The sequence below is a fragment of the Faecalibacterium sp. AM43-5AT genome (assembly GCF_003603345.1).
In the GTDB taxonomy this organism is placed as follows: Bacteria; Bacillota; Clostridia; order Oscillospirales; family Ruminococcaceae; genus Faecalibacterium; species Faecalibacterium taiwanense.
In genome coordinates this window covers 585,736-599,813 of the sequence record NZ_QVGZ01000001.1, presented here as the reverse complement: position 1 = coordinate 599,813, position 14,078 = coordinate 585,736, and the positions used below count along the sequence as shown (strand labels likewise).

General features: G+C 56.3%; 12 protein-coding genes. 11 read left to right on the top strand and 1 reads right to left on the bottom strand.

Annotated elements, in window-relative coordinates:
* Positions 1-9 precede the first annotated feature (9 nt).
* Positions 10-1,356 (bottom strand): butyryl-CoA:acetate CoA-transferase, encoded by a 1,347-nt coding sequence (locus DW937_RS03180; protein ID WP_118527959.1) that lies wholly within the window; start codon positions 1,354-1,356, stop codon positions 10-12.
* A 513-nt stretch (positions 1,357-1,869) separates the two neighbouring features.
* On the opposite strand from DW937_RS03180, the gene coaD reads away from it, so the two are divergent.
* The 11 genes from coaD (at position 1,870) to dnaG (ending at position 14,049) form a co-directional block, all read left to right on the top strand.
* The gene (coaD, locus tag DW937_RS03175; RefSeq protein ID WP_118527957.1) at positions 1,870-2,376 is read left to right on the top strand and encodes a pantetheine-phosphate adenylyltransferase; all 507 of its coding nucleotides are present in this window, start codon (positions 1,870-1,872) and stop codon (positions 2,374-2,376) included.
* Between the two features lie 79 nt (positions 2,377-2,455).
* Complete coding sequence (locus DW937_RS03170; protein ID WP_097774827.1) at positions 2,456-3,673, top strand: acetyl-CoA C-acetyltransferase; 1,218 nt, start codon at positions 2,456-2,458, stop codon at positions 3,671-3,673.
* A gap of 122 nt (positions 3,674-3,795) precedes the next feature.
* Complete coding sequence (locus DW937_RS03165) at positions 3,796-4,581, top strand: enoyl-CoA hydratase-related protein (RefSeq protein WP_005940170.1); 786 nt, start codon at positions 3,796-3,798, stop codon at positions 4,579-4,581.
* A 42-nt stretch (positions 4,582-4,623) separates the two neighbouring features.
* The gene (locus tag DW937_RS03160) at positions 4,624-5,496 is read left to right on the top strand and encodes a 3-hydroxyacyl-CoA dehydrogenase NAD-binding domain-containing protein (protein WP_005940172.1); all 873 of its coding nucleotides are present in this window, start codon (positions 4,624-4,626) and stop codon (positions 5,494-5,496) included.
* A gap of 104 nt (positions 5,497-5,600) precedes the next feature.
* A complete protein-coding gene (locus DW937_RS03155; RefSeq protein WP_005940174.1) occupies positions 5,601-6,776 on the top strand; it encodes an acyl-CoA dehydrogenase family protein in 1,176 nt (391 codons plus the stop codon).
* Positions 6,777-6,793: 17 nt separating this feature from the next.
* Entirely contained in the window at positions 6,794-7,588 is a 795-nt protein-coding gene (gene acrB, locus DW937_RS03150) for an acryloyl-CoA reductase electron transfer subunit gamma (RefSeq protein ID WP_097778132.1), read from the top strand.
* Positions 7,589-7,609: 21 nt separating this feature from the next.
* Entirely contained in the window at positions 7,610-8,704 is a 1,095-nt protein-coding gene (gene acrA, locus DW937_RS03145) for an acryloyl-CoA reductase electron transfer subunit beta (protein ID WP_097778131.1), read from the top strand.
* Positions 8,705-9,327: 623 nt separating this feature from the next.
* On the top strand, positions 9,328-10,266 hold the full coding sequence (locus tag DW937_RS03140) for a CAP domain-containing protein (protein WP_120019710.1): 939 nt from the start codon (positions 9,328-9,330) through the stop codon (positions 10,264-10,266).
* A 195-nt stretch (positions 10,267-10,461) separates the two neighbouring features.
* Positions 10,462-11,082: a YigZ family protein gene (locus DW937_RS03135; RefSeq protein WP_120120102.1), complete on the top strand. Its 621-nt coding sequence runs from the start codon at positions 10,462-10,464 to the stop codon at positions 11,080-11,082.
* 167 nt (positions 11,083-11,249) lie between these two features.
* Entirely contained in the window at positions 11,250-12,248 is a 999-nt protein-coding gene (locus tag DW937_RS03130; protein WP_097778128.1) for a deoxyguanosinetriphosphate triphosphohydrolase, read from the top strand.
* 25 nt (positions 12,249-12,273) lie between these two features.
* Positions 12,274-14,049: a DNA primase gene (gene dnaG / locus DW937_RS03125; RefSeq protein ID WP_120120101.1), complete on the top strand. Its 1,776-nt coding sequence runs from the start codon at positions 12,274-12,276 to the stop codon at positions 14,047-14,049.
* Positions 14,050-14,078: the final 29 nt, after the last annotated feature.

Sequence of the window (14,078 nt, the reverse complement as noted above, 5' to 3'; positions counted from 1 at the left end):
CGGCACTTATCAGATTTTGTTGCTCCTGCGCCAGATGTGCATCTTTTCGGCTTCCTTGATCAGGTCTTCACGGAAGTCGGGATGTGCTACGCTGATCAGAGCTTCGGCCTTTTCCCAGGTGGTCAGGCCCTTCAGGTTCACGCAGCCGTACTCGGTGCACAGGTAGTGGATGTTGGCACGAGTATCGGTGATGATGCTGCCGTTTTCCAGAGTGGGACGGATGCGGCTCTCCAGCTGGCCGGTCTTCTTATTAAAGAAGGTAGAGGACAGGCAGATAAAGCTCTTGCCGCCCTTGGAAAGGTATGCGCCCAGAACGAAGTCCAGCTGACCGCCAGCACCGGAGATGTGCTTGAGGCCTGCAGTCTCGGCGTTCACCTGACCGAACAGGTCGATGTCCACAGCGTTGTTGATGGAAATAAAGTTATCCAGTGCGGAGATGCTGCGGATATCGTTGGTGTAGTCCACGGGTGCAGACATGCACTCCGGATTATCGTTCAGGTAATCGTACATTTTCTGGGTGCCGGCACCGAAGGCGTAGACCTGACGGCCCTTGTCCAGCTGCTTGCATGCACCGGTGATCTTGCCGGCCTTGGCGATATCCACAAAGGCATCCACATACATTTCGGTGTGCACGCCCAGATCCTTCAAATCGCTCTGTGCGATCAGGCTGCCGATGGCATTGGGCATACCGCCGATGCCCAGCTGCAGGCAGGCACCGTTGGGGATCTGCGGAACGATCAGGTTGGCAACCTTCAGATCCACTTCGGTAGCAGCACCGGGAGCGGCCATCTGGCCGATGGGCGGGTTCTCGCCTTCCACGATGCCGGTGACCTGAGAAATGTGGATGCAGTTCTCCATGCCGCCAAGGCAGCGGGGCATGTTCTTGTTGACCTCAACGATGATCTTCTTGGCTTTTTCGCACACAGCACCCAGATGAGATGCACTGGGGCCGAAGTTGAAGTAGCCATGCTCGTCCATGGGGGTCACCTGGAACACCGCCACATCCAGCGGATCCGGGCTTTCGCGGTAGTAGCGGGGCAGCTCGGAATAACGGATGGGGGAGTAGAAGGAGAAGCCCTGTGCAATGGCCTTGCGCTCAATGCCGCCCATATGCCAGCTGTTCCATGTCATGTGTGCAGCGGGATCGTCGATCTGGAAGATCGCGGGCACCCACATCAGGATGCCGCCGCGGAAGTTGACACCTTCCAGCTCAGGCAGACGCTTTGCGATCTCGGCATCCACCGCCACAGGGGTGTTCACAGCCCAGCCGTAATCCACCCAGTCACCGCTTTTGACCAGTGCGGCAGCCTGAGCGGCGGTCATTTTCTTCTGAGCATACAGTTCCGTAAAATCCATTATAAACCATCCTCTCCTATAATAAAATAAAGGAATTGTAAATTTATCATTTACTCTTCCTGCGCGAACAAATCTTTGCAGGATGTTTACCACCTGTTGGCAATTTGAACACAGCTCTGACACAGGCGGACGATATCCTGACAACCAGCAGAAGGCAGCTGCCGGACAGGGCAGCAGATCTGCACAACTTAGTTATAACATTAACAATGTGCGGAATCAATAGTTTATCGAGAAAATTTTGGCCGACTGGCAATATGGACAAAATTCGCAGAGTTTTTGGACAATTGTTTGGTGCTGAAAAACCAAAAATCTTTACAAAAGGACTTGATAAAATTTTGACGATGTGGTTTACTTATAGCGTAGCAAGTTGCCGCGATGTGGCACAACGTTGATTGTTTAAAATTTAACGATAAAACGTACAGCTTGCACAAAATCTTGCACCCAAGACTGGAAAGTGCTATCATGGCAGAACCAAAACGCGCTTTTCACAGCGCCCAAGGAGGACACCAAACGATGGCAACAGCAGTTTATCCCGGTTCGTTCGATCCGGTCACAAAAGGGCATCTCGATATCATCAAGCGTGCGGCAAAGATCAACGATCATCTGATCGTGGCGGTGCTCAACAACAGCGCAAAGAATCCGCTGTTCACCGTGGAGGAACGCGTGGAGCTTCTAAAGGAATGCTGCAAGGGCATCCAGAATGTTTCGGTGGAGAGCTTCGACGGCCTGACCGTGGAGTTCGCCAAGAAACGGCACGCTTCGGTGATGGTGCGGGGCCTGCGGGCGGTGACGGATTTTGAAAACGAGATCCAGCTTGCGCAGACCAATCACGCACTGATGCCCGGCATCGAGACCATGTTTCTGGCAACGAGCATCAAGTGGAGCTACCTTTCATCCACCATTGTAAAAGAGGCAGCTTACTACGGCAGCGACATCAGCAAGTTCGTCACACCCAGTGTGGAAAAAGCGGTCAACGAAAAGTATGCGCTGATCCGGCAGAAAAAAGACCCTGAGACCTAATTTGTAAAAGCGCCTACGGGCGTTTTGATAAAAATGGCTTACGAAAAGTAACACATACACAATTCAGGAGGCTATTCACATGAAAAAGATCGTTATCGCATCTGCATGCCGTACCGCTATTGGCAAATTCGGCGGCACTCTGGCAAACGTTCCCGCAGTTGAGCTTGGCTCCATCGTCATCAAGGAAGCTCTGAACCGTGCAAACGTCGCTCCCGAGCAGGTCGATCATGTCTACATGGGCTGCGTCATTCAGGCCGGTCTGGGCCAGAACGTCGCTCGTCAGGCTGCTCTGAAGGCTGGCCTGCCCATCGAGACCCCGGCTGTCACTGTCAACGTGGTGTGCGGCTCCGGTCTGAACTGCGTCAATATGGCTGCTCAGATGATCGAGGCTGGCGATGCTGATATCGTGGTCGCAGGCGGCATGGAGAACATGGACATGGCTCCCTTCGCACTGCAGAAGGCTCGTTACGGCTACCGCATGGGCGCTCCTATGGGCAAGAGCGAGATCGTGGATACCATGGTCAACGATGCTCTGTGGGATGCCTGCGGCTTCAACAAGCACATGGGCATGACCGCTGAGAACGTCTGCACCAACGAGACCTATCAGAAGAAGTACGGCTACAGCCCCATCACCCGTGAGATGCTGGACGAGTTCTCATACAACAGCCAGCTGAAGGCTGACAAGGCCATCAAGGACGGCGCTTTCAAGGACGAGATCGTTCCCGTTGTGATCAAGGGCAAGAAGGGCGACACCGTGTTCGATACTGATGAAGGCCCCCGTCTGAGCGCTCCTGAAGTGCTGGCAAAGCTGAAGCCCGCTTTCACCAAGGACGGCATCGTGACCGCCGGCAACTCTTCCGCCATCAATGACGGCGCTGCTGCTCTGGTCATCATGAGCGAGGAGAAGGCTAAGGAGCTGGGCGTGAAGCCTCTGGCTACCTGGGTCGCAGGTGCTTTGGCTGGCGTTGAGCCGGAAGTCATGGGTCTGGGCCCCATCGCTGCTACCAAGAAGGTCATGGCTAAGACCGGCATGAGCGTTGCTGACATGGATCTGATCGAGGCCAACGAGGCATTTGCTGCTCAGTCTGTGGCTGTCAGCCAGGCTCTGAACTTTGATATGAGCAAGGTGAACGTCAACGGCGGCGCAATTGCTCTGGGCCACCCGGTCGGCGCTTCCGGCGCTCGTATCCTGGTCACCCTGCTGTATGCTATGAAGCATCGCGGTGCACACAAGGGCCTGGCTACCCTGTGCATCGGCGGCGGCATGGGCTGCGCTACCATCGTTGAGATGGACTAAGCTCCACCTCTTGGAATCCTGACTGAATGACAGACCCGGACGGGGAAGGAAACCGGAGAGCCTTTCCTCCGTCCGGGGGCTGTTTGTGATAATTGATAAGATTTGAATAGGAGGTTTTCACAATGGCATTTGTAAAAACCGAGGTGCAGGGTGCAGTTGAGATCATTACCATCGACCGCCCCAAGGCACTGAATGCCCTGAATCCCGAAGTTCTGGCAGACCTGAAGGCAGCTTTTGAGGCTGTGGATCAGGAGAATGTCCGCTGCATCGTTCTGACCGGCGAAGGCGACAAGAGCTTCGTGGCAGGTGCAGATATCGGTTCCATGAGCACCATGACCAAGGCAGAGGGTGAGGCCTTCGGCAAGCTGGGCAATGATGTGTTCCTGATGATTGAGAGCTTCCCCATCCCCGTTATTGCAGCCGTGAACGGCTTTGCACTGGGCGGCGGCAACGAGCTGGCTATGAGCTGCGACATCCGCATCTGCTCTGACAACGCTGTGTTCGGCCAGCCGGAAGTGGGTCTGGGCATCACCCCGGGCTTCGGCGGCACCCAGCGTCTGGCACGTCTGGTCGGCATGGGTATGGCAAAGCAGCTGGTCTACTCTGCACTGAACATCAAGGCGGACGAGGCTCTGCGCATTGGTCTGGTGAACGCTGTGTATCCTCAGGCTGAACTGATGGAGAACGTGCTGAAGCTGGCCGGCAAGATCGCAAAGAATGCACCCATCGCTGTACGCAACTGCAAGAAGGCAATCAACGGCGGCATCAGCCTGCCCATCGAGAAGGCTGTTGAGGTCGAGGAAAAGCTGTTCGGCAGCTGCTTCGAGACCCACGACCAGAAGGAAGGCATGGCCTGCTTCCTGAGCCGTGAGAAGCCGAAGCCCAAGGCAGTGTTCACCAACAACTAATCCATTACTACATAATTTTTGATATTAAAGGAGAGGTTACCTATGAAGATCGGTGTTATCGGCGCTGGCACCATGGGCCAGGGCATCGCAAAGGCATTTGCACAGGTTGAGGGCAATACCGTTGCTCTGTGCGACATCAAGCAGGAGTGGGCCGAGAATGGTCTGGCAAAGATCAAGAAGGGCTACGAGAAGCTGGTTGCTAAGGGAAAGATGACGCAGGAAAAGGCAGACGCTATCGTTGCTGCCATCACCCCGGGCCTGAAGGAAGACCTGTGCGCTGACTGCGATCTGGTCGTTGAGGCTGCTTTTGAGGATATGAAGGTCAAGCAGACCACCTTCGGCGAACTGGATAAGATCTGCAAGCCCGAGTGCATCTTCGCTTCCAACACTTCTTCTCTGTCCATCACCGAGATCGGCAAGGGCGTTAGCCGTCCGCTGGTCGGCATGCACTTCTTTAACCCCGCAGACCGCATGAAGCTGATCGAGGTCATCGCAGGCTGCAACACTCCCGCTGAGACCGTTGAGAAGATCAAGGAGATCTCTGTTGCCATCGGCAAGCAGCCGGTTCAGGTCAATGAGGCTGCAGGCTTCGTCGTCAACCGCATCCTGATCCCCATGATCAACGAAGCTGCTTTCATCAAGATGGAAGGCGTTTCCGATATCGCCGGCATCGACACCGCTATGAAGCTGGGTGCCAACCACCCCATGGGTCCCCTGGAGCTGGGCGACTTCATCGGCCTGGATATCTGCCTGGCCATCATGGATGTGCTGTACAAGGAGACCGGCGACAGCAAGTACCGTGCCTGCCCGCTGATCCGTAAGATGGTCCGTGGCGGCAACCTGGGCTGCAAGAGCGGCAAGGGCTTCTACGTTTACAACGCAGACCGCACCAAGACCCCTGTTGACCAGCTGTAAATTCTGATAAACGTTTCTCCCGACCGTGGAAAAGCGGCCGGGAGGAATTTGTTTGCACCGGGCAATTCCGGTAAATGAAAAAGACCCGTTAGGAGGATATAGCGATGGATTTTACTCTGTCCAAGCAGCAGCAGATGGTACAGAAAATGTACCGCGAGTTTGCTGAGAACGAAGTCAAGCCCCTGGCAAAGAAGGTTGATGCGGAAGAGTACTTCCCCAAAGAGACCGTCGAAAAGATGGGCAAGCTCGGCATGATGGGCATTTATTTCCCGACTGAGGTCGGCGGTGCAGGCGGCGATGTGCTGTCCTACGTCATGGCAGTGGAAGAGCTGAGCAAGGTCTGCGGCACCACCGGTGTCATCGTCTCTGCTCACACCAGCCTGTGTGCTGCTCCTATTTATGAAAATGGTACTCCCGAGCAGAAGGCAAAGTATCTGCCCAAGCTGTGCAGCGGTGAGTGGCTGGGTGCTTTCGGCCTGACTGAGCCGGGTGCCGGCACCGATGCACAGGGTCAGCAGACCTTTGCAAAGCAGGACCCCGAGACCGGTGATTGGATCCTGAACGGTTCCAAGATCTTCATCACCAACGCCGGCTACGCAAACGTCTTTATCGTTATTGCTGTCACCGATATCGTGCCCGACAAGAAGGGCCGTCCCACCAAGCAGTGCTCCGCCTTTATCGTGGAGCGCACCGACCCGGGCTTCTCTGTCGGTAAGGCTGAGGACAAGATGGGCATCCGCGGTTCTTCCACCTGCGAGCTGATCTTTGAGGACTGCCGCATCCCTGCTGACCGTATGCTGGGTGTGCGTGGCCGCGGCTTCCAGCTGGCTATGGCTACTCTGGACGGTGGCCGTATCGGCATTGCTTCTCAGGCTCTGGGCATCGCCGAGGGCGCTCTGGAAGAGACCGTTGCTTACGTCAAGGAGCGCAAGCAGTTCGGCCGCAGCATTTCCGCATTCCAGAACACCCAGTTCGAGCTGGCTGAGATGAAGGCACGCGTTGAGGCTGCAAAGTATCTGGTCTACGCTGCTGCTCTGAAGAAGCAGGAAGCAATGGACGGCAAGAAGGTTCGTTACAGCGTCGAGGCTGCTCAGGCAAAGCTGATCGCAGCCCGCACCGCAAGCGATGTGACCCGCCGCTGCCTGCAGCTGTTCGGCGGTTACGGCTACACCCGTGACTATCCCATCGAGCGCATGATGCGTGATGCCAAGATCACTGAGATCTACGAGGGCACCAGCGAAGTGCAGATGATGGTCATTTCCGGCGCGCTGCTGAAGTAAGGGAGGCAAGAGTTACAATGAAAGCAATTGTTTGTGTAAAGCAGGTTCCTGATACCTCCGGCAAGGTCGCCGTTAAGGCTGACGGCACTCTGGATCGTGCTTCGATGGCTACCATCACCAACCCCGATGACCTGAACGCTCTGGAGGCTGCTCTGAAGCTGAAGGACGAGACCGGCTGCGAGGTCGTTGTTGTTACTATGGGTCCCCCGCCGGCAGAAGGCATGCTGCGTGAGCTGCTGGCCCGCGGCGCTGATAAGGCGGTTCTGGTCTCCGGCCGTGAGTTCGGCGGCTCCGATACCTTTGCAACCAGCCAGATCCTGGCTGCTGCTGTCAACAAGATCGGCGTTGGCCCCGAGGACGTTGTGTTCTGCGGCCGTCAGGCAATCGATGGCGATACCGCACAGGTCGGCCCGCAGATCGCTGAAAAGCTGCATCTGCCTCAGGTCACCTACGTGGCAGACATCCAGAAGGATGGCAACACCCTGACCGTGAAGCGTATGCTGGAAGACGGCTACATGATGGTCAAGGTGCAGACTCCCTGCCTGCTGACCTGCATCAAGGAGCTGAACCAGCCCCGTTACATGAGCGTGAACGGCATCTTCACCTGCTACGACAAGCCGATGGAAGTGTTTGATTACAACGCACTGAAGGACGATCCGCTGATCGAGGTTGATACCATCGGTCTGAAGGGTTCTCCGACGAACGTCTTTAAGTCCTTCACTCCTCCGCAGAAGGGCGCAGGCACCATGCTGAAGGGCGACGATGTTGCTGCCCAGCTGGCTGGTATCCTGGCCAAGAAGCACCTGATCTGATGAAAGGAGCATAGGATTACAATGGCTGATTTTAACGAATACAAGGGCGTCTGGGTCTTCTGCGAGCAGCGCCAGGGCGCACTGATGTCCACTGACTTCGAGCTGGTGAGCGAGGCTCGCAAGCTGGCTGATGAGCTGGGCTGCGAGGTCACCGGCCTGCTGCTGGGCGACAACGTGGAAGGCATTGCCAAGGAACTGGGCGGCTATGGCGCTGATAAGGTCATGGTCTGCGACAGCCCCCTGCTGAAGGACTACACTACCGATGCATACGCTAAGGTCGTGTGCGACATGGTCAACGAGTATAAGCCCGAAGTCCTGCTGATCGGTGCAACCAACATCGGCCGCGATCTCGGCCCCCGCTGCGCAGCCCGCCTGCACACCGGCCTGACCGCCGATGCTACCCATCTGGATATCGACACTGCAAAGTATGTCGAATTCCTGAAGGAAAGCTCCACCATCGACCTGTCCAAGCAGAAGTTCGATTACGAGGATCGCAACCTGAAGATGACCCGTCCCGCATTCGGCGGCCATCTGATGGCTACCATCATCTGCCCCCGCTTCCGTCCGCAGATGTCCACCGTCCGCCCGGGCGTTATGAAGAAGGCTCCCTTCGATCAGGCCAAGGCTGATGCCTGCCAGATCGTGAAGCCCGCCTTCAGCCTGACCGCTGACGACGTTAAGACCGAAGTGCTGAGCGTTGAGAAGGCAGCTGAAAAGCTGGTCGATCTGATCGGCGCAGACGTGATCGTCTCTGTTGGCCGCGGCATCAGCAAGGATGTCAACAAGGGCATTGAGCTGGCTGAGCAGCTGGCTGCCGCTTTGGGCGGCGGCGTTGTGGGCGCTTCCCGTGCCGTCACCGATGCAGGCTGGATGACTGCTGACCATCAGGTTGGCCAGACCGGCAAGACCGTGCATCCCAAGATCTATGTCGCTCTGGGCATCTCCGGCGCTATCCAGCACACCGCTGGTATGCAGGACTCCGAGTGCATCATCGCAGTCAACAAGAATGAGGGCGCACCCATCTTCGGTGTTGCCGACTACGGCATTGTGGGCGACCTGTTCAAGGTAGTTCCCGAACTGATTAAGCAGATCGAGGCAGCAAAGGCTGCTCAGTGATCGACTGACGCGAGATCTTTTTATAGCATAGCCTGAATTGTGGGAGGGCGGCTCTTCGGAGCCGCTCTTCTTTTTATATAATTTTTAAATAAGAAATACGGCACAGCACAGATGGCCCTGAAAAGGCTGCCTGTGCTGTTTTTTGTTGCAGAAAGTACAGCCAAAGGCCGGCTGCAGCCCGGAAAAGGGCTGCGGGAGGGGAGTGGAACGGAAAAAGCGCACAAAAAGTCTGTTATACTTTGAAATATGCATATAATCGAATAAACATACAGAAAAATGCATGAAAAACACTGCAGAAAAAGTGTAGAAAAATAAAATGCAACACGTAAAGTGTGACAAAACAATCCCGAAAACGGTGAAGTGCAACACAGACGTAACAAATTTACGGGATCCTGGATGAGTCTGTTGCGCTTGTGAAACGCTTTTGGAACGGGAAATTTTGATTTTTTTGCATTTTTTCTCAAAAAAATCGACAGAAACCCCTTGACGATGAGATGTTCTTGTGATACTCTTGTTGCACAAGAGTGACATATTTGAAACGAAAGCGTTGCGAATATGTTGCGGCACGCATTCGCAGGAATGCAAAAAAGCTTTTATATACAAAGGCTTACGGAGGATGTCTTATGAAACTCGAGATGCGCACCCTGAAGAATATCGCAGCAGCAGCTATGACTCTGGCTGTAGTTTTTGGTGCTGCATCTCTCAAGCCCGTTACTGCAAACGCAGCTGAGGCTTCGGTTTCTGTCTCCATCGAAGAAGAAAATTCCTACATCAGCTTTCAGGACGAAGCTTATCAGAACGAGTTCCTGCGCCGCGTAAACAACGAGCGCGCAAAGGCTGGCCTGAAGCCCGTTCAGCTGGGCGACAGCAGCCACAACAATGCCGCTCAGGAGCGCGCTGAAGAGCTGGCTGTTTCTTACTCTTACGTTCGTCCCAACGGTCAGCGCGATTTCACCATCTTCGCCGAGAATGGTATTGACGATGTATCCGTTGGCGAAAACTACATAGCTGGCGTTTCTACCCCCGATGCAGCGGTGGATCAGTGGATGAACATTGATTTCGCACGTGAGCGCATGCTGAATGCGGATGTGACCACCATGAGTGTGGGCCACTACGAAGGCGGCGTTTACAACAACTACTGGGTGCTGATCTTCTCTTACCCCGAAAACTCTTACACCAGCAACTACCGTCAGGAAGTTCTGGATCTGGTCAATGCCGAGCGTGCAAAGTACGGCCTGCAGCCCCTGGTCATGGGCGATGCAAAGCTCACCGCAGCTGCTCAGCAGCGCGCCGAAGAGATCGCAACCGTCAATTCTCACGTTCGTCCCAATGGTACCAAGTGGTACACTGTTCTCAGCGAGTACGGCGTGACGGATGCCGCTGCTGGCGAGAATGCCGCATGGGGCAGCGTTTCTCCTGAAGAAGTCGTGAATGCCTGGATGAACTCCGAAGGCCATCGCGCAAACATTCTGGATCCCGAAGCTCGTGCAATGGGTGTTGGCTACTACTACAACAGTTCCAGCACTTGGGGCCATCAGTGGATCCAGCTCTTTACGAAGTAATCATCTGCTTTCTTCTAATAAAAGATCGGCTGAGCTGCAAGGCTTGGCCGATTTTTTGTTGCGCTTTTTTCTGGCAGAGGACATGCGGGCAGCAGTACAGGGAGCTGCCCTTGACACAAAAACGTATGCGGCAGTGGTTGCACAACGGACGATTTATGTTATACTTGATTTGAATAACATGCAGGAGGAACCACAGTGGAGGATTACCGCACCATCCGTGGCACGGCCACAGGAGAATACGAGGAAAAGAAGAGCCGCTTCATTGCGGCGCTGTCATTTGCGGACAGCGAGGAAGCTGCCGTTGCATTTCTGGAACAGGTGCGTGCGGCCAACCGCACCGCCCGCCACAATGTGTATGCCTACCGCCTGCGGGAAGGCAACCGGGAACGCTATTCGGATGATGGTGAACCGGCCAAGACGGCGGGCACACCAGCGCTGGAGGTGCTGCAGCACAGCGGCCTGACGGATCTGATCGTGGTGGTGACCCGTTACTTTGGCGGCGTGCTGCTGGGCACCGGCGGCTTGGTGCGTGCATACACCACGGCTACGGCCCGTGCACTGGAAAATGCCGAGGTGGTCACGGTGCGCAGCGTGGTGGAGCTGAGCGTGACGGTGGATTACTCCCTTTATGAGCGGGCATCGCTGCTGATCGATGCGGCAGGTGCCAAGCAGGCAGCGCCGCAATTCACGGACCGCGTGACCCTGTGCTGGCAGATGCCGGAACACACCGAAGGCCCGCTGCTGGAACAGCTGCGGGAGCTGACGCGCGGCGGCGCGCAGGTGACGGTATCCGACCCGTTCTATGCACCGTTCTGAACCCGGCAGTGGCAAAAATAAAAAAGCAAGCATTATTTTGCGAACCGACAGGCTTTTTCCCCCTTCGACAAAGCGGGTGTGCTACAATTGCCGCAGACGCAGCAATTGGGATCGGCTGTGCCGAAACAGAGAGGGGGAATGGCGACAAAAAGGGAGGGCGACTTTGTATGGATGTACGTCAGCGCACAGAAGAGATCGAACATATGACCTTCGCGCCGTGGGCTACCTTCAGCGACCAGAGCCGCGGCCGCATGCTGCCGGAAGAGCAGGACCCGATCCGGCCGGTGTTCCAGCGTGACCGTGACCGGGTGCTGCACTGCAAGGCGTTCCGACGGCTCAAACAAAAGACGCAGGTGTTCCTCTCGCCGGAGGGAGACCTGTACCGCACCCGACTGACCCATACGCTGGAGGTCTCGCAGATCGCGCGGACCATTGCCCGCGCTCTGCGGCTGAACGAAGATCTGACCGAAGCAATCAGCCTTGCCCATGATCTGGGCCACACGCCGTTTGGCCATGCCGGGGAGCGCGCGCTGAATGAGCTGTGCCCGGACGGCTTCAAGCACTACATGCAGAGCCTGCGTGTGGTGGACAAGCTGGAAAAGGACGGCCGGGGCCTGAACCTGACGTGGGAGGTGCGCAACGGCATCGTGACCCACACAAAGGGCACCTGGGCGGCAACGCCGGAAGGGCGCATCGTGCGCATGGCGGATCAGATCGCCTATGTGAACCACGACATTGAGGACGCGGTGCGCGCCGGTGTGCTGGACCCAGCCACCCTGCCGAAGGAATGCACCGCCGTGCTGGGCCAGACAAAATCTGCCCGCATCACCACCATGATCAACAGTATCCTTGCCAACAGCGATGGGGATGTGAAGGTGGGCGCAGAGGAAAACGAAGCCTTCCTTGCGCTGCGGGATTTCATGTACGCCACCGTGTACGTGGACAAGACCGCCAAGCGGGAAGAGCAGAAGGTGGACAAGGTGATCGGGGAACTGTACGATTACTACCTGAACCATGTGGACCGGATGTCCAACTTTTACATCCAGCTGGCTTATCAGGAGGGCAGAGAACGCGCAGTGACTGATTACATCAGTGGCATGAGCGATGAATTTGCCATCCGCACGTTTGAGGAATTGTTTGTGCCCCGGAAGTGGCATGTCCTATAAATCCGAAAGGTCGTTTGAAAGATCCATGATCCCACACGAATACATTGAAGAACTGACCCGCCGCACAGACATTGTGGAGCTGGTGGGCAGCTATGTGCAGCTCAAGCGCAAGGGACGTTTGTATGGCGGCCTGTGCCCCTTCCACAGCGAAAAAACGCCCTCATTCTACGTCTACCCGGACACCCAGAGCTTTTACTGCTTTGGCTGCGGCGCAGGCGGCGATGCCATTACCTTTACGAAAAAGATCAACAGCATCGATTACCCGGAGGCCGTTAAGCTGCTGGCAGCGCGGGCCGGTATGCCGGAGCCGCAGGAGGACGACAAAACAGGCCGGATGCGCAGCCGCATCCTCTCCATGAACAAGGAGGCGGCACGGTTTTTCCACGCCTGCCTGAACTCCACCGTGGAGGAAGCCCGTCAGGCCCGTGCCTACTGGCGGCGGCGCGGTCTGGACGACAAGACTATCGTCCGGTTCGGGCTGGGCTATGCGCCCAACGACGGACAGGCGCTGTATCAGTTCCTGCGCGATAAGGGCTACAATCAGCAGGAGCTGGATGCCAGCGGCCTGTTCAAGCGCAGTGCGTCCGGCCGCATCTACTGCCTGTTCTGGAAGCGGGTGATGACCCCCATCTTTGACCTGCGCGGCAACATCATTGCGTTTGGTGGGCGCGTGCTGGACGATTCCAAACCGAAATATGTCAACAGCCCGGAAACGCTGGTGTACCACAAATCAGAGACGGTGTTTGCGCTGCAGATCGCAAAGCGCAGCGCGGTGCGCCGGTTCGTGCTGTGCGAGGGCTACATGGACGTGATCAGTATGCAACAGGCAGGCATCGACACAGCAGTGTGCGCCTGCGGCACGGCCCTGACCCCGGAGCAGGTGCGGCTCATCAGCGAGTATGCTGACGAGGTGATCCTGAGCTACGATTCGGACGAAGCAGGCCAGAAGGCCACGCTGCGCTCGCTGGAACTGTTCCGCAACAGCCCGGTAAAGGTGGGTGTGCTGCAGATCCCCGGTGCAAAGGACCCGGACGAGTACATCAAAAAGTATGGCGCAGAGCGGTTCAAGGCTCTGCTGGATGGTGTGGGCAATGCACTGGACTTCCGGCTGGGCCGTCTGCGCAGCCAGTATGATCTGGCACAGGATGCCCAGCGGCTGGAATACGTGAAGGAAGCTGTGAATATGCTGGCAGAGCGCTCCAACCCTACCGAGCAGGAAGTGTATGCGGGGCGTCTGGCTGAGGAGACCAACATCTCCAAAACAGCCATCATGACCCAGCTGGAGACCGCCGTGAAGAGGGCGGGCAGCAAGCACCGCTGGGAGAAAAAGCAGCAGGCGCTCAAGTCCGGTGAGATGAATCAGATCAACGTGCCGTACAGTGCGGGCGGCAGTCAGGCGCTGGGCATTGCCAGCGCACAGCAGCGACTGTTGGCGGCCATGCTGCGGGAGCCGCACTATATCGATCTGGTGCAGGGGCAGCTGACCGCAGAGCAGTTCGTGCTGCCGCAGCAGAAGGAGCTGTTTGAAGCCATGTTGCGCTGCCGACAGGAGGGCATTGAGATCAGCCTGACCACGCTGCGCGCTTTTGTAAGCGAAGAAGCGCTGAATGAACTGAGCCATCTTGCGGCACAATACAGCGATGTGAATTGTACGCCGGATGATATCCGGCTGTATCTGGACCGCATTGCCCGGGGGATGCCCATGGCAGGCAAGGCGGCGCATATGTCCAATGAGGAACTGAGTGATTACCTCCAGTCGATGCGCGAAAAGAAGCAGGGAAATGTGCCTGTAGAAGAATGATCCCCGCTTTCCCCTCCGGCTGGAGCAGG